At 69.9% G+C, this 19,845-nt stretch carries 15 protein-coding genes; 7 read left to right on the top strand and 8 right to left on the bottom strand.

Features of this window, described 5'->3' with window-relative positions:
- Window positions 1-81: 81 nt before the first annotated feature.
- The 3 genes from ACFYPC_RS02285 to ACFYPC_RS02275 all read left to right on the top strand — a co-directional run bounded on the left by ACFYPC_RS02285 (window position 82) and on the right by ACFYPC_RS02275 (window position 6,421).
- Entirely contained in the window at window positions 82-3,006 is a 2,925-nt protein-coding gene (locus tag ACFYPC_RS02285) for a lysylphosphatidylglycerol synthase domain-containing protein (protein ID WP_388669326.1), read from the top strand.
- Window positions 3,007-3,208: 202 nt separating this feature from the next.
- The gene (locus ACFYPC_RS02280; RefSeq protein ID WP_388669323.1) at window positions 3,209-4,753 is read left to right on the top strand and encodes an alpha/beta hydrolase; all 1,545 of its coding nucleotides are present in this window, start codon (window positions 3,209-3,211) and stop codon (window positions 4,751-4,753) included.
- Window positions 4,754-4,867: 114 nt separating this feature from the next.
- Complete coding sequence (locus tag ACFYPC_RS02275) at window positions 4,868-6,421, top strand: alpha/beta hydrolase (protein WP_388669319.1); 1,554 nt, start codon at window positions 4,868-4,870, stop codon at window positions 6,419-6,421.
- A 74-nt stretch (window positions 6,422-6,495) separates the two neighbouring features.
- On the opposite strand, the gene moeZ is transcribed toward ACFYPC_RS02275, so the two are convergent.
- The 7 genes from moeZ to ACFYPC_RS02240 all read right to left on the bottom strand — a co-directional run bounded on the left by moeZ (window position 6,496) and on the right by ACFYPC_RS02240 (window position 16,311).
- Window positions 6,496-7,674 (bottom strand): adenylyltransferase/sulfurtransferase MoeZ, encoded by a 1,179-nt coding sequence (moeZ, locus tag ACFYPC_RS02270; protein ID WP_388669316.1) that lies wholly within the window; start codon window positions 7,672-7,674, stop codon window positions 6,496-6,498.
- A 63-nt stretch (window positions 7,675-7,737) separates the two neighbouring features.
- Window positions 7,738-8,487 (bottom strand): spherulation-specific family 4 protein, encoded by a 750-nt coding sequence (locus ACFYPC_RS02265; protein ID WP_388669314.1) that lies wholly within the window; start codon window positions 8,485-8,487, stop codon window positions 7,738-7,740.
- Window positions 8,475-9,434, bottom strand: a complete 960-nt coding sequence (locus ACFYPC_RS02260; RefSeq protein ID WP_388669311.1) for an NAD-dependent epimerase/dehydratase family protein — start codon at window positions 9,432-9,434, stop codon at window positions 8,475-8,477. The genes ACFYPC_RS02265 and ACFYPC_RS02260 overlap by 13 nt, the downstream gene beginning before the upstream one ends.
- Window positions 9,435-9,864: 430 nt before the next feature.
- Window positions 9,865-11,376: a hypothetical protein gene (locus ACFYPC_RS02255; RefSeq protein WP_388669308.1), complete on the bottom strand. Its 1,512-nt coding sequence runs from the start codon at window positions 11,374-11,376 to the stop codon at window positions 9,865-9,867.
- Window positions 11,376-13,229, bottom strand: coding sequence for a DUF3492 domain-containing protein (locus tag ACFYPC_RS02250; RefSeq protein WP_388669305.1), 1,854 nt, complete (start codon window positions 13,227-13,229; stop codon window positions 11,376-11,378). Before ACFYPC_RS02250 ends, ACFYPC_RS02255 begins: the two co-directional genes overlap by 1 nt.
- Window positions 13,230-13,759: 530 nt before the next feature.
- Window positions 13,760-15,265 carry a DUF3152 domain-containing protein gene (locus tag ACFYPC_RS02245; RefSeq protein WP_388669302.1) on the bottom strand — a complete coding sequence of 502 codons (1,506 nt, stop codon included), beginning with the start codon at window positions 15,263-15,265 and terminating at the stop codon, window positions 13,760-13,762.
- Window positions 15,266-15,273: 8 nt separating this feature from the next.
- Window positions 15,274-16,311, bottom strand: coding sequence for an alpha/beta fold hydrolase (locus tag ACFYPC_RS02240; protein ID WP_388669299.1), 1,038 nt, complete (start codon window positions 16,309-16,311; stop codon window positions 15,274-15,276).
- A 385-nt stretch (window positions 16,312-16,696) separates the two neighbouring features.
- Here ACFYPC_RS02240 and ACFYPC_RS02235 point away from each other — a divergent pair, with 385 nt between their 5' ends.
- The 4 genes from ACFYPC_RS02235 (at window position 16,697) to ACFYPC_RS02220 (ending at window position 18,719) form a co-directional block, all read left to right on the top strand.
- Window positions 16,697-16,921: a hypothetical protein gene (locus tag ACFYPC_RS02235; protein WP_388669296.1), complete on the top strand. Its 225-nt coding sequence runs from the start codon at window positions 16,697-16,699 to the stop codon at window positions 16,919-16,921.
- A gap of 291 nt (window positions 16,922-17,212) precedes the next feature.
- Window positions 17,213-17,854, top strand: coding sequence for a TetR/AcrR family transcriptional regulator (locus ACFYPC_RS02230; protein ID WP_388669293.1), 642 nt, complete (start codon window positions 17,213-17,215; stop codon window positions 17,852-17,854).
- Window positions 17,855-18,009: 155 nt separating this feature from the next.
- Entirely contained in the window at window positions 18,010-18,237 is a 228-nt protein-coding gene (locus tag ACFYPC_RS02225; protein ID WP_028801993.1) for a DUF3107 domain-containing protein, read from the top strand.
- A 212-nt stretch (window positions 18,238-18,449) separates the two neighbouring features.
- Window positions 18,450-18,719 carry a hypothetical protein gene (locus ACFYPC_RS02220; protein ID WP_388669290.1) on the top strand — a complete coding sequence of 90 codons (270 nt, stop codon included), beginning with the start codon at window positions 18,450-18,452 and terminating at the stop codon, window positions 18,717-18,719.
- Window positions 18,720-18,824: 105 nt separating this feature from the next.
- Here ACFYPC_RS02220 and ACFYPC_RS02215 read toward each other — a convergent pair whose 3' ends face one another.
- Window positions 18,825-19,691, bottom strand: a complete 867-nt coding sequence (locus tag ACFYPC_RS02215; protein ID WP_388669287.1) for a ferritin-like fold-containing protein — start codon at window positions 19,689-19,691, stop codon at window positions 18,825-18,827.
- Between the last annotated feature and the right edge of the window lie 154 nt (window positions 19,692-19,845).

Raw genomic sequence — 19,845 nt, 5'->3', positions numbered from 1 at the left:
CACCCTGATGCCCCCGTGTGTCGGTGGGGCATGCCACCATCGGGCGGGCGGTGACCGGTGATACGAGATCAAGAAGAGTCCATGAGGCAGCAGGGCGTGCACCCCGAAAACGCGGAGGGCACCTCCGCGGCTTCGTCGCGCCCGGACTCCGGTGAAGCAGACGAGAAGGAGACGGGCGAGAGGACCACCGAGCCCACTTCCAGGACTGACGAAACGCCCGGTACCGAGTCGCACACAGAGCCCTTCACCGAGCAGGCGGAGCGCCTCACCAAGACGGACGACGATCTCGCCCCCAAGACATCCAAAACGTCCGAGTCATCTGAGTCATCTGAGTCGTCCAAAAAGACAGACGACGCCGAGAAGAAGCAGGTCGAGCGAGACGCCGAATGCGTGGACGAAGTCCACAACGACGAGGTCGAGGGCGACGAACCGCTGCTCCCCGCGCGCGTGCACCGTCCGTCCGATCTGATGCGCCTCCTGGTCGGGATCCTCGCGATCGTCCTGCTGCTCGCCATCGCCGCGTTCGCGCACGGCACCACATCGGGGCTCGAACAGGACATCAACAAGGGCACGGGCCAGGCACCCGATCTACTGATCAAGATCGCGGGTCTGGCATCAAGCATCGCGATCCTCCTGGTGCCGGTCGCGTTCGCGATCGAACGGCTGATCAAGCGGGACGGGCTGCGCATCGCCGACGGCGTCCTCGCCGCGGTCCTCGCGCACGGAGTGACACTCGCCACCGACCTGTGGGTCGCGAAAGCCGCCCCTGACTCCATCAAGGAAGCGCTCACCCAGCCCTCACCGGGCGACATCCACGCCCTCACCGACCCGGTACACGGCTATCTCGCGCCGGTCATCGCGTACATGACGGCCGTCGGCATGTCCCGCCGCCCCCGCTGGCGCGCGGTGCTGTGGGTGGTGCTGCTCCTCGACGCCTTCTCCATGCTGGTCACCGGCTACACGACACCGTTCTCGATCGTCCTGACGGTGCTGATCGGCTGGGCCGTCGCCTACGGGACCCTGTATGCGGTCGGTTCGCCGAACGTACGGCCTACCGGGCGGACGCTGATGGCGGGCCTACGGCACGTCGGCTTCCGCCCGGTGACGGCAGCCCGCGAGGAGGCGCATGAGGTAGCCACCGAGAACGGCGACCGCGGCCGACGCTACTTCGTCACCCTGGAGGACGGCCCGCCACTGGACGTCACGGTGGTCGACCGAGAGCAGCAGGCGCAGGGCTTCTTCTACCGCGTGTGGCGACGGCTCACGTTGCGCGGCATCACCACCCGCCGCAGCCTCCAGTCCCTGCGCCAGGCTCTCGAACAAGAGGCCCTTCTCGCGTACGCGGCCATCGCGGCCGGGGCCAACGCCCCCAAACTGATCGCGACCTCCGAACTGGGCCCGGACGCTGTGATGCTCGTCTACGAGCACACCGGTGGCCGCACCCTCGACTCGCTGCCCGACGAGCTCATCACCGACGACCTCCTGCGCGACACCTGGCATCAAGTGCAGGCGCTGCAGTCCCGGCGCATCGCACATCGCAGGCTCGCGGGAGACGCGATTCTGGTGGATCGTTCCGGCACGGTGATCCTCACCGATCTGCGCGGCGGCGAGATCGCCGCCGGCGACCTGTTGTTGCGCGTGGACATCGCTCAGCTGGTCACCACGCTGGGGCTTCGCGTGGGCGCCGAGCGGGCGGTGGCCTCGGCGGTCGGCGTACTCGGCCCGGACAAGGTCGCCAACTGTCTGCCGATGCTTCAGCCCATTGCGCTGTCGCGTGCCACGCGCGCGACGCTTCGCAAACTCGCCCGGGAGCGCGCCCAGCGCGAGCGCGATGCGGTTCTGGAGGCCTCCAGGCAGGACAGGCTCGCCCGCGCCGAGGAGGCCAAGGAAGACACCGCCGCGCCCACGCTGGAAAAGCCGGACAAAAAAGCCGTACGCGCGGAGCAGCGGGCCGAGAAGCGGGCGATCGACGACGCTCTGGACGAGGCACGCGAGGAGGATCTGCTCACCCAGATCCGCCATCAGGTGCTGCTGATCAGGCCGCAGGCACCGGTCGAGCCCGTCCGCCTGGAGCGTGTCCGGCCGCGCACTCTGATCAGTTTCATCGCGGGCGCGATCGGCGCGTACTTCCTGTTGACGCAACTCACCCATATCGAGTTCGGCACCCTCTTCGAGAGCGCCGAATGGGGCTGGGTCGCCGCCGCGGTGCTGTTCTCGGCGCTGAGTTATTTCGCGGCGGCGATGAGCCTGCTCGGCTTCGTGCCCGAGCGCGTTCCGTTCCTGCGCGCCGTGGCAGCGCAGGTGGCGGGCTCGTTCGTGAAGATCGTGGCCCCCGCGGCAGTCGGCGGCGTGGCCCTGAACACGCGCTTCCTGCAGCGCGCCGGCGTACGGCCGGGGCTCGCGGTCGCCAGCGTCGGCGCGTCGCAACTGTTCGGGCTCGGCTGCCACATCCTGATGCTGCTCTCGTTCGGCTACCTGACCGGCACCGAGAAGACACCCTCCCTGTCGCCGTCCCGCACGGTCATCGCCGGTCTCCTCACCGTCGCCGTACTCGTTCTCGTGGTGACGTCGGTGCCGTTCCTGCGGAAATTCGTCTCCACGCGCGTGAGGTCGTTGTTCGCGGGCGTCGTGCCCCGCATGCTCGACGTGCTGCAGCGGCCGCAGAAGCTGATCACCGGCATCGGCGGCATGTTGCTGCTCACCGCCTGCTTCGTGATGTGCCTGGACGCGTCGATCCGCGCGTTCGGCCACGAGGAGCCCACCACCCTCAGCCTCGCCAGCGTCGCCGTCGTCTTCCTCGCCGGCAACGCGCTCGGCTCGGCGGCGCCTACCCCTGGCGGCGTCGGCGCGGTCGAGGCGACCCTCACGGTCGGTCTGATCGCCGTCGGCCTTCCCAAGGAGGTCGCGGCGCCCGCCGTACTCCTGTACCGGCTGTTGACACTGTGGATTCCGGTGCTGCCGGGTTGGCTGTTCTTCAACCACCTGACGCGCAAGGGCGCGCTCTGATCCGACACGCCGGGCCGTCTCGTACGGCGACACGACACACCGTAGGCGCCGTCTCGACGGGCGACACGACACACCGGACGGGCCCGTCTCGTACAGCGACACAACGCACCATAGACGCCATCCCGTACGCGACAAGGCGCTTCCTCACCCACACGGCTCGCGCCCCGAGCGCCCCGCCCCGCACGACCGCAGGATGGGGAACATGCCGAATCCTCCCCAGCTGCGCGCCGCCGCCCTGACCGTCAGCGCCGTCCTGTTGTCCTCCCTGATGACAGGCTGCGGCGACGACTCAAAGGACGAGGATCTGACGGCCCAGAAGCTGAGCTGGAAGGACTGCCCGGCGCCGTCCGAGTCCGAGGGCGGCGGGGATGCTCCCTCGCCTCTTCCAGGCGGCACGCAGTGGCAGTGCGCCACCCTGAAAGCGCCCCTCGACTGGGCCGAGCCCAAGGGCGACACGATCGGACTCGCGCTGATCCGGGCGACGACGAGCGGCGACCAGAGCAAGCGCGTCGGCTCGCTCGTCTTCAACTTCGGCGGCCCCGGAGGCTCCGGCGTCACCACGCTGCCCGCCTTCGGTGAGGACTACGCGAAGCTGCGCACCCGCTACGACCTGGTGAGCTTCGACCCGCGCGGGGTCGGCCGCAGCGCCGGTGTGAAATGCGAGAGCGACGACCAGCTCGACGAGTACTTCCAGCAGGACGCCACGCCGGACGACACCGCCGAGCAGCAGAAACTGCTGGAGAACACCAAGAGCTTCAACGCGACCTGCGAGAAGAACTCCGGCAAGACCCTCCCGCACCTGCGCACCACCGACGCGGCCCGGGACATGGACCTGATGCGCCAGGTTCTCGGCGACGACAAGCTGCACTACTTCGGCATCTCTTACGGCACCGAACTCGGCGGCGTCTACGCACACTTGTTCCCCAAAAACGTGGGACGTGCGGTGTTCGACGCGGTCGTCGACCCGACACAGAACGCGGAGCAGGGCTCACTGGGGCAGGCGAAGGGTTTCCAGCTCGCGCTGGACAATTTCGCCGAAGACTGCACTTCGAAGGCCGAGGACTGCCCGGTCGGCGACACGGCGCAGGACGTCAAGGACCGCATCGCGAAGCTCCTCACCGACCTCGACAGCAAGCCGATCCCCGGCGTCTTTCCGCGTCAGCTCACCCAGACCGCCGCGACCAACGGCATCGCACAGGCCCTGTACTCCAAGGACTTCTGGGAGTACCTGACGGAAGGCCTGGAGCAGGCGTACGACGGTGACGGCAAGGTGCTGATGCTGCTCTCGGACTCGATGAACGGGCGCAACCAGAACGGGCAGTACAGCAACATCACGGCAGCGAACATCTCCATCAACTGCGCGGACGACAAGCCGCGCTACACCCCGGACTACGTGGAGTCGAAGCTTCCGGAGTTCCGGGCCGCCTCGCCGTTCTTCGGCGACTATCTGGCCTGGGGCATGGTCAGCTGCACCGACTGGCCGGTGGCGGGCGCCGCCGACCACCCCGACGTGAGCGCTTCCGGTGCGGCGCCGATCCTCGTCGTCGGAAACACCGGCGATCCCGCGACGCCGTACGAGGGGGCGAAGAAGATGGTGAACGCGCTGGGCAAGGGAGTCGGCGTCGAGCTGACGTACAAGGGCCAGGGGCACGGCGCGTACGACAGCGGGAACAAGTGCGTGCAGGACGCGGTGAACGGCTATCTGCTGGAGGGGGCCGTACCGTCGGCCGGGACCGTCTGCTCCTAGAAAGCCACAGGTCAAAGGGTTATCCACAGGGCGCGGCGGTCGCAGCCCGTCGACGCCTAATATTGCCCGCATGTGATCCGCGACTTCCGGCGGATCACGGCGAGGGGGGAGCTCATGACGCGATTCATCCGGTGGACGGCCGCGGCCGCCGCCGCGTTGCTGGTGGCCGGCTGCAGTGAAGGCTCGTCCGGTGACGGCGAGGATGAGGGGAAAAACAGCGACAGCCCGTCGGTCGCCGTGCCTTCTTCGGCCCCACCGTCCGGGCTGCCCGCGTCATTCACCTCGCAGAAGCTCGACTGGGGCCGCTGCAAGGCCACGTCGAACTCCCCCGCGCCGGGCGGCAGCTGGCAGTGCGCCACTCTCAAGGTGCCGCTGGACTACGCGAAGCCGGACGGCGAGACGATCGGCCTCGCGCTGATCCGATCGCAGGCGACCGGCGGCAAGAGCGACCGCATCGGCTCGCTCCTGTTCAATTTCGGTGGTCCCGGCGGCTCGGGCGTCTCCACAATGCCTGCGTACGAGAGTGCCGTCGGCCAGCTCCACCAGCGGTACGACCTGGTGAGCTGGGACCCGCGCGGGGTCGCCGCCAGCGAGGGCGTGCGCTGTCGCAGCAACAAGGAGATCCAGGCCGCCGAGTCGGTGGACGCCACACCGGACGACGCGGCTGAGGAGGCGGCCTACTTCAAGGACGCCACCGACTTCGGCAAGGGGTGTGAGAAGGCCGCAGGCAAGCTGCTGTCACACGTCTCGACGACCGACACAGCCCGCGACATGGACCTGATGCGTCAGGTCCTCGGCGACCAGAAGATGCACTACTTCGGCATCTCTTACGGCACCGAACTCGGCGGTGTGTACGCACATCTGTTCCCGAAGAACGTGGGACGCCTGGTGCTGGACGCCGTCGTCGACCCGAGCGCCGACACCGTGGGCCATGCCAAGAACCAGGCCCTCGGCTTTCAGCGCGCCCTGGACAACTACCTCACGTCCACAGGCCAGGACGCCAAGCAGGGCTCCCAGAGGATCACCGAGCTGCTGGACCGGATCGACGCAAGCCCGCTGCCGACCTCTTCCGGGCGCGAGCTCACCCAGACGCTGGCCCTGACCGGGATCGTCCTGCCGCTCTACAGCGAGCAGGGCTGGCCGACACTGACCAGCGCTCTGAACGCCGCCGAGGACGGGGACGGTTCGGAGCTGCTGGCGCTCGCCGACGGCTACAACGACCGCGACTCCTCGGGGAACTACGGCACGATGACGCATTCACAACGGGTCATATCGTGCTTGGACGACAAGCAGCGGCCGACTCCCGAGGAGACGAAGAAGCAGCTGGCCGAGTTCGAGAAGATCTCGCCCGTCTTCGGCGACTTCCTGGGCTGGGACACGGCGGGCTGGTGCCACGACTGGCCGGTGGCCGGTCAGTACGACAACCCGGAGGTCAGCGCGCCGGGAGCCGAGCCCGTCCTGGTCGTGGGCAACACCGGGGACCCGGCGACGCCCTACGAAGGCGCCCGCAAGATGGCCGACGAGCTGGGCAAGGATGTCGGCGTGGAGCTCACCTGGAAGGGCGAGGGACATGGGGCGTACGGCAGCGGCAGCGACTGCGTCGACTCGACGGTGAACAGCTATCTGCTGAACGGGACGGTGCCGAAGGACGGCAAGGTCTGTTCATGACGGTGGCGGGGGTTCCGGGCACCCTCGGCGCCCGGAACCCCCGCCATCGAAAGAGCGGCTGCTCAGTGGTTCGATCAGTACACGGGCTTGTCCGGCTCGATCTGGTGGACCCAGCCGATCACGCCGCCGCCGACGTGCACCGCGTCCGCGAAGCCCGCGGACTTCAGGACAGCGAGAACTTCCGCACTGCGGACACCCGTCTTGCAGTGCAGGACGATCTTCTTGTCCTGCGGAAGGCTCTCCAGGGCGGTGCCCATGAGGAACTCGTTCTTCGGGACCAGCTTGGCGCCGGGGATCGAGACGATCTCGTACTCGTTGATCTCGCGGACGTCGATGATCTCGATGTTCTCGCCGTCGTCGATCCACTCCTTGAGCTGCTTGGGAGTGATCGTCGAGCCGGCGGCCGCCTCCTGGGCCTCCTCGGACACGACGCCGCAGAAGGCCTCGTAGTCGATGAGCTCGGTGACTGTCGGGTTCTCACCGCAGACCGCGCAGTTCGGGTCCTTGCGGACCTTGACCTGGCGGTACTGCATCTCCAGGGCGTCGTAGATCATCAGGCGGCCGACCAGCGGCTCGCCGATGCCCGCGAGAAGCTTGATCGCCTCGTTGACCTGGATGGAGCCGATGGACGCGCACAGCACGCCCAGCACGCCGCCCTCGGCGCAGGAGGGAACCATGCCGGGGGGCGGGGGCTCCGGGTAGAGGCAGCGGTAGCAGGGGCCGTGCTCGGACCAGAAGACGGACGCCTGGCCATCGAAGCGGTAGATCGAGCCCCACACGTACGGCTTGTTCAGGAGCACGGCCGCGTCGTTGACCAGGTAGCGGGTCGCGAAGTTGTCCGTACCGTCGACGATCAGGTCGTACTGGCTGAAGATGTCCATCACGTTCTCGGCTTCGAGCCGCTCTTCGTGAAGGACCACATTCACGTACGGGTTGATGCCGAGGACGGAGTCGCGGGCGGACTGGGCCTTGGAGCGGCCGATGTCCGCCTGGCTGTGGATGATCTGGCGCTGCAGGTTCGACTCGTCGACCTCGTCGAACTCCACGATGCCGAGCGTGCCCACGCCTGCGGCGGCCAGGTACATCAGCGCCGGCGATCCGAGGCCGCCGGCGCCCACACAGAGCACCTTGGCGTTCTTCAGCCGCTTCTGCCCGTCCATGCCCACGTCGGGAATGATCAGGTGGCGGGAGTACCTGCGGACCTCGTCTACGGTGAGCTCGCCGGCGGGCTCGACCAGGGGTGGCAGCGACACGGGGACTCCGTTGGTCGGTCAATCACTACAGTTGTTCTCCCCGTAACACTGCCACGCCCTTCTTCATTCCGAGACACCCGTTCCGATCCGCGAGACGATTTCGTCCCAGTAGCCGGGCAGGTTCTCCCAGGGGTCGACGCGGCCGCTCCGGTCCGTGCGGTCGGTGAAGTAGATCGTCGAGGCGCCCTGCCAGCGGGCGATGCGCAGCGCCTCGTCGAGATGGCCGCGCGGCACGCCGTGCACGAAGTGGCAGAAGCGTTCGGGCGGATAGTCGGCGGTCCACTCGGCGACCTGCGACCAGCGGTAGTCGCTCCAGGGGCCGGCGAAGGTCACCAACTGGTCGGCGTTCTCGGCATATCCGGGATACGGGTGGCTGCCGTGGCCCAGCACGATGTGCGCCCCGTCCAGGAGCGCGCGGAGTGTGGTGACCGTGCGGCGGACCTCGGGGAGCGCGGCGCGTTCGGTGGGGCAGCGGTCGAGCAGGAACCCGTCGACCTGGTACCAGTCGAGATAGCGGTGCGTGTCGGAGACCAGCTCACCGAAGGTGCGTGCGCCAAATGCGGCGTCCAGGTTCCCGAGCACCCGGACGCCCGCGTTGCGCAGCCGTCCGGCGGCCTCCAGGCAGTGCGGGTCGGGGCGGCTACCGGGGCCGTTGGCCACATTCAGGACGACCCAGTGCAAGGGGGTGCCGGGGCGGGTGAGTTCGCTCCATTCCACGGGAGCGACGAGGGGGTGCGCATAGCCGGGGATACCGAAGCCGAGGCCTAAGTCGGTGCTCGCGGTGCCCGTTGCGGTGCTGGTCAGATACGGCATGCCGCCTCCATCCAGATGTCTGCGAGGGATTCTTCGAGGTTGATCCGGGGCCGCCAGCCGAGCCGGTCGCGTGCCGTGCGCACGTCGGCCTGCTGCCAGCTGCCGCAGCCGTCCGGATAGGGGTACGCGGCTGGGGCCGCGTGGTCCGGTTCGGTGCGGGGGTGGCCGATGGTGGGCCTGATGGGGCTGGAAGGTCCGTCGAGTTCGTGCAGCGCGCCTCCGTAGCCGGCGACGCGGGCGAGGACGGCGGCGGCGTCGCGGAGGCGTACGGCGCGGCCCGAGCCGATGTTGATGACGCCCTGGGCGGCGGAGAGCGAGGCAGCGTGGACGGCGCGGGCGACATCGCGGACGTCGATGAAGTCGCGCTGGACGCCGAGTCCGCCGAGCTTGAGTTCGCCGTCGCCGGACTGCATGGCGCGGCGCAGGCCCTCGGCGAGGCGGCCGAGCGGAGAACCTGCCGGGGTGCTGGGCCCCGCCGGCGAGAAGACCCGCAGTACGACGGCGTCCAGGCCGGATCCGAGGACGAGTTCGGTGGCGGCGAGCTTGCTCACGCCGTACGGGCCACCCGGGCGTGGCACGGCGTCCTCGGCCGTGGAGGAGCCGGGCTGACTGGGTCCGTACTCGGCACCGCAGCCGATCTGCACCAGGCGCGCTCCGCAGCCGCTGCGGCGCAGGGCCTCGCAGACGGTGGCGACGGCGACGGTGTTGTGCCGGGTGAGTTCGCGTGCGCCGCCGCGGGTGGCGCCGGCGCAGTTGATGACGACTCCGGGATGCACCGCGTCCAGGAAACGGGTGAGCGCGCCGGGGCTGCCGGAGGCGAGATCGAACCGTACGTCGGCGTCGTCGCCCCGGCCGAGCGCGGTGAGCTGCACGGCCGGGTCGGCGAGCAGTCTGTCGGCGACGAAGCGGCCGAGGTATCCATTGGCTCCGATCAGCAGGACCCTCATCGGGCAGCTCCCGGGGCGGATTCTCCGGTTCGGGAGGTGATCATCTGGCGTTCTCCTTCGGGGTGATGCCATGGGTCAGGGAGAGGGCCCGCGGTGTCGGCCCCGCGGGAGCAATGGGCCCGGTACGGGGAACGAACCCCGTCCGCCGGGCGGGGCTCACGGCGCTGGGTGCCACCGTGAGCCAGATTTCGGGTCGCGGCCCAGAGCAGCGATTGCGGTGAGGCGGTCGTGAGGTCTGCGCGCGAGCTGGTCCTGACGTCCGTGCGCGAGCCGGTCCTGAGGCCCGTGCGCAAGCGGGTCCTGCCGTCCGCGCGCGAGCCGGTCTTCAGGGCTGCTTGTGCGCCGGCCTTCGAGGTTGCCCGGGGGCCGGTCCTCAGGTCTGCCCCTGCGCCGGAGTTCGGGGCTCGGCGCTTCCCGCCCCGTCGGCTGCTCATGCCGCCCCGCAGGGCAGGGCGTGGGCCGAGGCTCGGGTCAGAGTGCGGGTGGAGTGGATGAGGAGGACGAGGGTGGCCGCGCCGCACACCAGGGCGGGGACGGCGGCCGGTCCCCACGCGGCGACGACGGCGTCGACTGGTACGGACAGGAACGCGCAGCCGGGGAGGCGGCCCGCGAAGACGGTGGCGAGGGCGGTCGCCTCGACGACGCCCGTGGTGGCGAGGACGACGGCCGGGGCGTGAGTGAAGCCGCGCGCCGCTAGCAGCCGGGCGAGCAGGAGCAGTGCGCCGAGGGCGCCGGCGCCGGAGTAACCGGCGGGCTCGTCGAGAGCCGCCCCGCACAGTGCGAGCAGCCCGCTGAGGGCGCAGAGGAAGAGCGCGAACACACCGAGGAGCAGGGGTTGTACGGCGGAGGCGAACTCCTCCAGACCACGGCTGGCGGTCAGCCTGCGACGGGCGCGTACGGCAAAGAGGTGGGCGCACCAAGCGGCCGGAGCGCAGGCCAGTGTGAGAGCAAGGACGGGTGCGGTGGCCAGGGGCCACGGGCCGTCGGGGCCACCTTCGACACCGGCGCTCAGAAGTCCGTCGCCAAGGAGGGCGTACGCGATCAGCCAGCATGTCCACGCACGGGTGCCGCTCGTCGTGTGGTGCGTGATGCGCAGGGGCCCGCGACGGAGGGCGACGCGCAGGCCGAGTGCCACGGCGAGGGCGCCGACCGCAGCGACCGCCAGGCGCGGCTGTCCTTCGGTGTGCCGCAGCCCGATCACGGCTGTCGCGCACAGGGCGCCCGGCAGTAGGGCGAGCGCGGCCCAGTCGGCGCGCACCCCCGGACGCCCGAGGGGCGCCGAGCGCTGCGTGGGCTCCCCGTCACGGGGCACGCGCGCGTACAACTCCTCGGCGAGCGAGAACACGTCCCGGTGCCGGAACCGCGCGGCGGTCCGGTCGGTCAGGCCGTGCGCCTCGAGGCCTGCCGCGATCTCCAGTGGGTCCACGGCCCGTTCGCAGAGCTCCCGGTGCCGGTGCATCAGGGCTTTCACCGGGTCCACGGCACCGCGTCGAGTGCCGGCTTTGCGCGCGGCGCCACCTACACCATCACGCGCCGCGCCGAATGCCTCACGAACGTCCCCCAGCGCATCACGAGCCTCCCCACGCGCATCACGAGCCTCCTCAAGCACGTCAGGCGCCTCGTCAAGCACGTCAGGAGCCTCGTCAAGCACGTCAGGAGCCTCGTCAACAGGCTCGCTCACGCCACCCGCGCCCTCGCGTACTCCCCGCGCTTCCGCGTCTGCGTCCGCGTCTGCGCCGTCCGCACCCTCGTGCGCCCCGCGCGCAAGCGCCCCCGCCGGGATGGCCTCCGCCTCTGCCTCCGCCGCCGACTCCCTCTCATCGCTCTCGACCCGTAGGCCCATTTCGCCAACCCCCGTCACAAGCCACTCCTCCGACCGCGCGTCCCAGGCGCCCGGGCTGCTCGGCCGCCCCGGCCGGTCCAGTTCTCCGAGTTCGCTCATCACGCGCCCTCCCCGGCGGGAACAGGAACCGTCGCGCGCACCGGAGCGCCCGCTGCCCAGCGCGGCCGGCCCGTGGGCATCAGGCGGGCCTCGGTCCAGCGGCCGGGCACGTGGGCCTCCGCGGGGACACCGAAGGGGAGCGGCTCGCCCGCCTCGTCCACGACCACGCGTCGTACCGGGGAGTGCGAGACGATCTCCAGGTAAATGCTGTGAAATGCTGTGATGTTCTGCTCGACGGTGAACAGTTCGAGGGCGCGTGCGCGGGCGGCCGCACCGAGGCGCTCACGGCGCTCGGGGTCGCGCAGCAGCGCCACGCACGCCTCGGCGAGCGCCCGCGGATTGCGCGGCGGCACCACAAGCCCCGTACCGCCGATGACCTCGACGACCGCGCCCACGTCCGTGGAGACGGTGGCGCGACCGCAGAACATGGCTTCCACGAGGCTGATAGGGAAGCCTTCCACCACGCTGGACAGGACGACCACGGCTCCGGAGGCGTATGCCTCCGGGAGGCCGGGGACCTCCGGGCCGCCGATCTCCTCGAACGACACCGGGTTGTCCCCGACGGCGTGCACGCCTTCCGCCTCGTCGGGAAAGAGCTGTGCGGCCAGCGCCTTGCAGTGGGCAAGGTAGGTCGCTCCGTCCGCTCCGTCGGCGGGCGCTCCGACGATCCGCAGCCGCGTCTTCGGCTCCTCCTTGCGAATCTCGGCGAAGGAGTGAAGCAGCGAGATCAGGTCCTTGGCGGGTTCGATGCGGCCGACCCACACGAGCGTGTCGGGGTCCGCGTACCCGGCGGCCTCGGTGTTCTCCCCCACCTCCGCGAAGCGGGAGGCCTCCATGCCGGGGTAGACGGTGCGCAGTTTGGTGCGGTCGGCGCCGCACCGCTCCTGCCAGCGGCGGGCGTGCGTGTTCCCGGGCGTGATGAGAGCGGCCGCGCGGTACACCTCGCCGGTGAGCCTGCCGTGGAACGCGGCGAGCAGGGAGCGCACGGCGGGGGCGTCCCCGACGGAGGCGGACGCGAGGTAGTGCGCCCGCAGTTGCACCCCGTACTCCGTGACGAGCAGGGGCACACCGGAGAAGTACCGCGCCAGGAGGCCGGGCAGAGCTGCGGTGCCGCCTGCCGTGGCGTGGCACAGGTCGACCGAGTCGAGCCCGTCGCCCTCGTACCAGTCCAGGGACAGGGGGCGCAGTGCCCGTTCGAAATGGGCTGCGGCAGACAGCAGATCGGGCACACGTGCGGTCCGCGCGGCTCGAAGTGCGCCGGGTGCACGGCACGCGCGCTCCAGCGCACGCACGGCACCCTCGGAGCGAAGCGCCCCGATCAGGCCGCCCTCGTCGCGGGCGAGTTCGGCGAGCTCGTACAGCGCGCTGCCGAAACGGTCCGCCTCAGGTCCGGCAGGAGCCCCCGTGCCACCAGAAATCCCCGTGCCACCGCCAGGAGCCCCCGCGCCACCGGGAATCCCCATGCCGCCGCCAGGAACCGCCGTGCCACCAGAAATCCCCGCACCACCGCCAGGAACCGCCGTGCCACCAGAGGCCCCGGCGTCGGCGACCGCCACCCCCGGCCCCTCACACACCGCGGCGGCCAACTCCCCGTACGCCTCGGCGAACCGCCGCCGCGCCCGTCGCCCGTACACCACGCCGTCGTCCTCAGCCATCCACAGCGGCGCCGTCCGTACCCGGCTTACCTGCGGCGGCAGTTGGATCCAGCCCTCGTCCTCCTGGCGCTCACTACGGCTGAGCGCGTAGATGTCGAACTCGTGCTGCCCGAGCCCGCGTACGAGCCGGTCGCACCAGAGCCTGGCGTCACCGCTCACATACGGATAGCCACCCTCCGTAAGCAGTCCGATGCGCACGTGTGCACCCCCGATCTCCCTTGTGGGGAGCCGCCGTTGACCCGGCGGCTCGCAGCGGGACGAACGTATGCGGATATGGCGGTGGCGCGACGGACGGTTGTCCATCGCGCCACCAAAAGGGGTGAACGGTCGTAACTTTCCCGCGCAGGTCGCGTTCCTGCGCGCTAAGAGATCAAGCAGTTACGTTTCGCTAGACCGTGGCCAGTGCCCGGTGAGCGGTTCGGCGTCGTGCCGCGATCTCCGGATCGAGCACAGGTACGGCGGCCGGCAGCTGGTGGCTGTGATGCGGCGCGCACGGACCGTCGAACACGGACCCGTCGACGAGGTGTACGAATCCCCGGGGGCCCCGCACAGAGAGCAAGGGCACTGGGCCGCTGCCCTCTCCTGATCACCGCTCGCGGGCCGCAACTGCCCGCACACGGCGATCATCAGCACCAGGCCGAACCGGGCCGATGACGAAGAGCCGATGACGAAGAGCCGATAACGAAGATCGGCGCGGCTGTGTCGGCGTAACCCCCTGGCGCTCCCGATCAACTCCCGGGATATGGCCAGGGGTTGGCCTTGCAGCGGATCCCGTCATGGTCGAGGAATTTGGTCTGCTGCTGCATCACGGGGGCGAGTTCGCCGTCCTTGTCGCAGGTGACGTGGCTGTAGCCGAGCCGGTGGCCGATCTCGTGATTGATCAACATCTGCCGATATGCCTGCATTTGGTCACCGTAGGTCTCGGAGCCCTGCGCCCAGCGGTACGCGTTGATCATGACCCGCTCGGTCGACGCGGAGTCGCACGACACATTGTCCTCGGTCGTGTCGAGCCCGGACATGGCGCACCATTCGGCGGTGGTACCCGGGCTCGCCAGCGTAATCACGAAGTCGGGCTTCCCGGAGGAAATCCGCTCAAAGGTGCGGCCGCCGTTGTGGGCCCAGCTCCGGTCGTCGTTCAGCGTTTTCTGCACGGCCTCCGCGAAGAGTGCGGCGTCGAGACCGAGCCCCTGTTCCACGTCGACGCGATAGGTGAACTTCTGCCCCTGCCCGGGCGCCTTGGCGAGCCCGAGGACGGCGTCGAACTCCCCCGATCCGTCGAGCGTCGCGCCGAGCGTGTACTTCTTGGCCATCTTCTGGTCGTACGTCAGTGGCGTCGCGCTCGGTGCCACCGAGGGGGCCGGCGCCGCCGAGACGTCGAGGACTGCGCGGTCGCCACCGCTGGTGGACTGCGCGCGCACCCCGCTGTCCTGACTCCCGTCGCCCTCCCGCCCGCTTGCCACCTGCCCGGCCACGATGACGGCGAGCACGGTGGTGACGGCGGCTGCGGCGATCCCGGTGAACGTCCGCCCCTTGCCTGCCTTTTCCTTCCCCGGTACCCCGAACTCCGGCAGTGGCTTCGCGCCGACGTCCGTGTCCCAGTCGGTGACGTCGGTGACGCCGGTGACGTCGGTGACGGAGCCGTAGTGGTCGCCGCGGCGCGGGGCGCCGGTGCGGTGAGCGAAGAGGTCGTCGTCCTCGCCGGGTTCGCCGCCGAAGGCGTCGATGTAGGCCTGCCGAACACTCGGCGCGGACATGTGACGCTGTGGTGGTATCCGCGGGCCGTAATACCCCGGATACCCGGGCTCACCGCCCTGCGGAACGCCTGCCGCCACGCCCTGAGGAGCGCCGGACCTCAACTGCCCCCAGGCACCGCCCAGTTCATGCGCCTCGGGATGACCTCCGCGCACCTGAGGGAGATCGTCCGCGGGCATCTCGTCCGGAAAGCGGGGCAGACCGTGCGCGGGCGTCCCGTCCGGGAGCCGGGGGATACCGCGAGCCGGTGCCCTGCCGGTGGGAGACATCGGGCCGAGCGCGCCAGGACCGGCGACCGGCGGCCCGGCCGACCTCGAGGCATCCTCCCCGGACGCCCTGCCGACACTGCCGACACTGCCGACACTGCCGCCGCTGCCGCCGCTGCCATGGCTGTCGGCGCTGCCATGGCTGTCGGCGCTGTCGGCACCCCTGGCCTTGTCGGCCCGCTCGTCGGACCGCCCTCGACGGCTATGACGTCCCACGACTCCCCTCAGCTCCCCGCACCGGCGACGAACGACGATGGACTGGACGGACCCGATGGAGGAGGCAACTCGCCGGTATCCGTGAGGAGTTCACGGAAGGCCGTGGCCACCGTCTCCGGATACTCCATCATCGGGACATGCCCCGCGTCCGGCAGCGTCAACAGCCGGGAGTCCCGGAAGGCACGGGCCGCTCGCTGGGCCATGCGGTAGGAGACGAGCTGGTCGCGACCTCCGTAGACGAGGAGCGTCGGCGCGAGGACCCGCTCGGCCTGGCGCCACAGCCCGTGCTGGCCGCCCAGCGTGTACGCGTTCACGATGCCCCGCGCCGACCGCGCCATGGCATCCCAGAAGTACGGGAGGGCGAGCCGCCGTTCCATCTCCTGGACCGCCTCGCGGAACCCCTCGGGCGTCACCATGCCGGGATCCCCGTAACAGAGCGACAGAACCCCACGTACGCGCTGCTCGGCGCTCCACTCCTTGGTGAGCTTGGTGAACAGTCCCGCCACCCCGGGCAGCGCGATCATCACCGTCGGCCACGCGGTGCGCTGCGCCCGGAGCTCCGGCAGCGCGGGCGCGACCAGCGTCAGTGTGCGGACGAGGTCGGGCCGTACGGCCGCGACGCGTGTGGTGATGGCGCCGCCGAGCGAGTTCCCGAAGAGGTGCACGGGTCCGCGCCCGGAGGAGTCGAGGTAACGGATGACCGCGCGCGCGTGCCCGGTGACCGAGTAGTTCCCGTCGTCCGGCGGCGGCGAGTCCCCGAAGCCCGGCAGATCGAGGGCCTCGCTGTCCACGAGGTCGTCGAGCAGCGGCATCAGCGCCGACCAGTTCTGCGAGGAACCGCCGAGGCCGTGCACGTACAACGCGGGCGGCAGCCCCGCACGCACCGGCGGCCGCGACCGCACCGTCAGCGTGATCCCGGGCAGGCCGACCGATCTCAGCCGCTCCCCCTCCGCGACCCTGACGGCGCCGACCTTCGGTGTGACGGTGGCGGCCAGCACAGAGGGCAACTCGGAGGGCAGCTCGGAAGGCAGCTCGGTCGAAGACATGCGGCAATGTTACGAGACGATCACGCAGTGGTTCGTGTGTTCGCCATCACAGATCCGTGCGGCGTCACAAGTCGCCCACATTCGGCGTCACAGATCGCCATCATTCGCCGTCGGAGACCGGCGGCCGAACGGTGGCGACCGGCGGCCGAACGGCGATCGGATCACATCGCGCCCCGATCGAGTGTCTCCTAGGCTCAGACGGGGGCACTCGCATCTCGTACAGGAGCGAATCTCGTACAGGAGCGCACGCGCACCGCTCGGGAATCCCGCGCACAGCTCGGGAATCCGGCGCACAGCTCGGGAATCCGGCGCACCGCTGGGGAATCCGGCGCACCGCTCGGGACCACGCGCACCGCTCGGGAAGAGAAATTCGGGAAGAGGAATCATGACAGTCGACCCCACAGACCCCGAGACATTCGCGAACGAGGACGAGGACGAGCTTGAGGAGCTCGACCCCGAGGCCCCGGAGGCCGACGCTGCCGAACAGCGCACGGACCTGGAACAGCAGGAGGATGATCCGGCGGCGGTCGGGGACCCGGCCGACGCGGACGAAGGGGATCTCGCCGAGCAGGCCAGAGTCGTAGCACTCGACGAGGACGACTACCGGTGACGGCCCACCGGTGACCCCGCCGCCGCGGGAACTGTCGCCATGGCCGCCGCGGGAGCTGTCGCCATGGCCGCCCTTGACGCGGTCGCCCCGGAAGCGAGCCGCTGATCAGCCCGCTCACCAGGGCACCGGAAGGTCCAAGCGCCCGCCTCGCCCCTGTTCGGCACCGTATATGCCGTTGTTGCTCGGCGTCCGGTACGTGAAATTGTGCGCTCGCACCGCGCACACCACGGTTACCGAAAAGTACGATGGCGGCGCGGCGCTCACCGCATGTGGACAATTTTGGGAGGCGGCGTGACAGCCATCGAGCAGACAGAGGCGGCGCGCCCGCGGGGCACTCGCCTGCCGCGCCGTGCCCGACGCAACCAGCTCCTCGGCGCCGCCCAGGAAGTATTCGTTGCGCAGGGGTACCACTCGGCCGCCATGGACGACATCGCCGAGCGCGCGGGCGTCAGCAAGCCGGTTCTCTACCAGCACTTCCCGGGCAAGCTCGACCTGTACCTCGCCCTGCTGGACCAGCACTGCGAGTCCCTGCTCCAGTCCGTACGGACGGCACTCGCCTCCACCTCGGACAACAAGCTGCGCGTACGGGCGACGATGGACGCCTACTTCGCGTACGTCGAGGACGACGGCGGCGCCTTCCGGCTGGTCTTCGAGTCCGACCTGACGAACGAGCCCGCGGTCCGCGAGCGTGTGGACAAGGTCACGCACGAGTGCGCCGAGGCGATCTGCGAGGTCATCGCGGAGGACACCGGCCTGTCGCGTGACGAGTCGATGCTCCTCGCCTCGGGCCTCGGCGGCCTGGCCCAGGTGGTGGCCAGGTCCTGGCTGCACAGCGACCGCAGCGTCCCGCGTGAGCACGCGGTCCAGCTGCTGGCCTCGCTGGCCTGGCGAGGCATCGCCGGTTTCCCGCTGCACGGCACGGATCACCACTGACCCGCACCGGCCGGTACCGGCCGTCCATTTGTTCCCGCCCACTGTTCGCTCCTGGCGTTCTTGGGCGGAGCATGCGCATCCCCTCACCGGGCTAATGTGTGCTGCGTACGGCGCGGACACACGCGCACATCACTGACCGTCGGAGGGACAAAGCCGTGGAGGTCAAGATCGGCGTGCAGCACGCGCCCCGCGAGATCGTTCTGGAGAGCGGTCAGACCCCGGAAGAGGTCGAGCGCGCGGTGTCCGAAGCGCTGGCCGGCAAGTCACAGCTGCTGAGCCTCGTGGACGACCACGGCCGCAAGGTCCTGGTTCCGGCCGACCGCCTCGCGTACGTGGAGCTCGGCGAGCCCACCCAGCGCAAGGTGGGATTCAGCGCGCTGTAGTTCTGGCGAGCGGACGAGGAGGGGCCCGGTGGCAGCGCCACCGGGCCCCTCCTCTGTCCACTGACAGCGGTGACCGGATGTGCCTCTGTCCGATTCAGATGTTCACCACAGATGGAGCACAGATCCACCACAAAGGAGGGTTGTATTCCGCACGTCAGGGGTAGGACCGGCTACGACCGAATCGCACCGGCCGTCCGGGAGGGACCCCCACCATGCTCTTGGAAACGCTCGGCTCCGCGATGCTCGGTCTGGCACTGGCATGGGCGGCCGCGTACCGCCTGCCGCACCGCCTGCCGAGTCGCACACTGGTCCTGTCGACCGGTGTCGCCGGAGCCCTGTTCGGCGCCTTCCTGACGCACACCGCGCTGGACGCCGGCCATCTGCTGGTGATCTTCATCGGCGCTGTCGCGGTCTCCACAGCCTTGCTGTCCCTGCTGCTGCGGCCGGCAGAAGGATTTCGCCGCCGCTCGGCGACGGCGTAACCCGCTGCGTAACCGACTGCGTAACCGACTGCGTAACCGACTGCGTAACCGACTGCGCGAGATCCGCCGGACCGACCGCCGTGCGAGGCGCCGGGCGAGGCGGCGTTAGGCAGCCAGCCCCAGTGCCGCCATTCGCTTGGTGTGCGCCTCGGTGATCCGCGAGAACATCCGGCCGACCTCCGCGAGGTCGAACCCGTCCGCGACGCCGCCCACGAGCATGGTCGACAGGGCGTCACGGTCGGCGACCACCCGCTGCGACTGGGACAGGGCCTCGCCCATCAGCCGTCGTGCCCACAGCGCAAGCCGGCCGCCCACCCGCGGGTCCGCGTCGATCGCGGCCCGGACCTTCTCGATGGCGAAGCTCGCGTGCCCGGTGTCGTCGAGGACGCCGAGTACGAGGCTGCGGGTGTCCGAGTCGAGACGGGCCGCGACCTCACGGTAGAAGTCACTGGCGATCGAGTCGCCGACGTACGCCTTGACCAGTCCCTCCAGCCAGTCGGAGGGCGCTGTCTGGCGATGGAAGCCGTCGAGCGCGGCGACGAACGGCTCCATCGCCTGCGTCGCGTCCGCGCCGACCGCCGAGAGCCGGTCACGCAGCTGCTCGAAGTGGTGGAACTCGGCCGAAGCCATCTTCGCCAGCTCGGCCTTGTCGCCCAGCGTGGGCGCCAACTTGGCGTCCTCCGCGAGCCGCTCGAACGCCGCCAGCTCGCCGTACGCGAGCGCTCCGAGCAGATCCACGACCGCCGCGCGGTACTGCGGATCGACGGAGGCCGTCTCCCAAGCCTGAGCAGCGATTCCGGTGGCCGCGGGAGCGGTGTCGTCCGAGGCTCCGGGAGCGGTGCCGTCCGAGGCTGCGGGAGCGGTGTCGTCCGAGGCTCCGGGAGCGGTGCCGTCTGTGGCTCCGGGGGCGGTCTCGTCCGCGGCCTCGGCGGGCGTGTCAGCGGCGTTGTCGGGCGTCGTCATGAAGCGCACAATAGCCCGCTCACCAGAACACGGAAGTCCCTGGTCAATCACTGTGACGACCACTACGTGACCAAATCGGCCATCGCATGTGCGCGATTCCGGGGTATGGTGGTAATGCGCCCGGCGACTATTCGACGGGCCGCATGAATGAGGATGCCCGGTC

The sequence above is a fragment of the Streptomyces sp. NPDC005808 genome (genome assembly GCF_042871385.1).
Classification (GTDB): Bacteria; Actinomycetota; Actinomycetes; order Streptomycetales; family Streptomycetaceae; genus Streptomyces.
The sequence above is the reverse complement of the archived record's forward strand: the minus strand, read 5'-3'. Positions and strand labels throughout refer to the sequence as shown.

Excerpts from the sequence above, each read along its gene's own strand:
- ACFYPC_RS02220 (WP_388669290.1), top strand. The coding sequence starts at position 18,450 with ATGCTCTTGGAAACGCTCGGCTCCGCGATGCTCGGTCTGGCACTGGCA.
- ACFYPC_RS02255 (WP_388669308.1), bottom strand. The coding sequence starts at position 11,376 with ATGAGCGAACTCGGAGAACTGGACCGGCCGGGGCGGCCGAGCAGCCCG.
- ACFYPC_RS02260 (WP_388669311.1), bottom strand. The coding sequence starts at position 9,434 with ATGAGGGTCCTGCTGATCGGAGCCAATGGATACCTCGGCCGCTTCGTC.
- ACFYPC_RS02285 (WP_388669326.1), top strand. The coding sequence starts at position 82 with ATGAGGCAGCAGGGCGTGCACCCCGAAAACGCGGAGGGCACCTCCGCG.
- ACFYPC_RS02235 (WP_388669296.1), top strand. The coding sequence starts at position 16,697 with ATGACAGTCGACCCCACAGACCCCGAGACATTCGCGAACGAGGACGAG.
- ACFYPC_RS02265 (WP_388669314.1), bottom strand. The coding sequence starts at position 8,487 with ATGCCGTATCTGACCAGCACCGCAACGGGCACCGCGAGCACCGACTTA.
- ACFYPC_RS02280 (WP_388669323.1), top strand. The coding sequence starts at position 3,209 with ATGCCGAATCCTCCCCAGCTGCGCGCCGCCGCCCTGACCGTCAGCGCC.
- ACFYPC_RS02275 (WP_388669319.1), top strand. The coding sequence starts at position 4,868 with ATGACGCGATTCATCCGGTGGACGGCCGCGGCCGCCGCCGCGTTGCTG.
- ACFYPC_RS02240 (WP_388669299.1), bottom strand. The coding sequence starts at position 16,311 with ATGTCTTCGACCGAGCTGCCTTCCGAGCTGCCCTCCGAGTTGCCCTCT.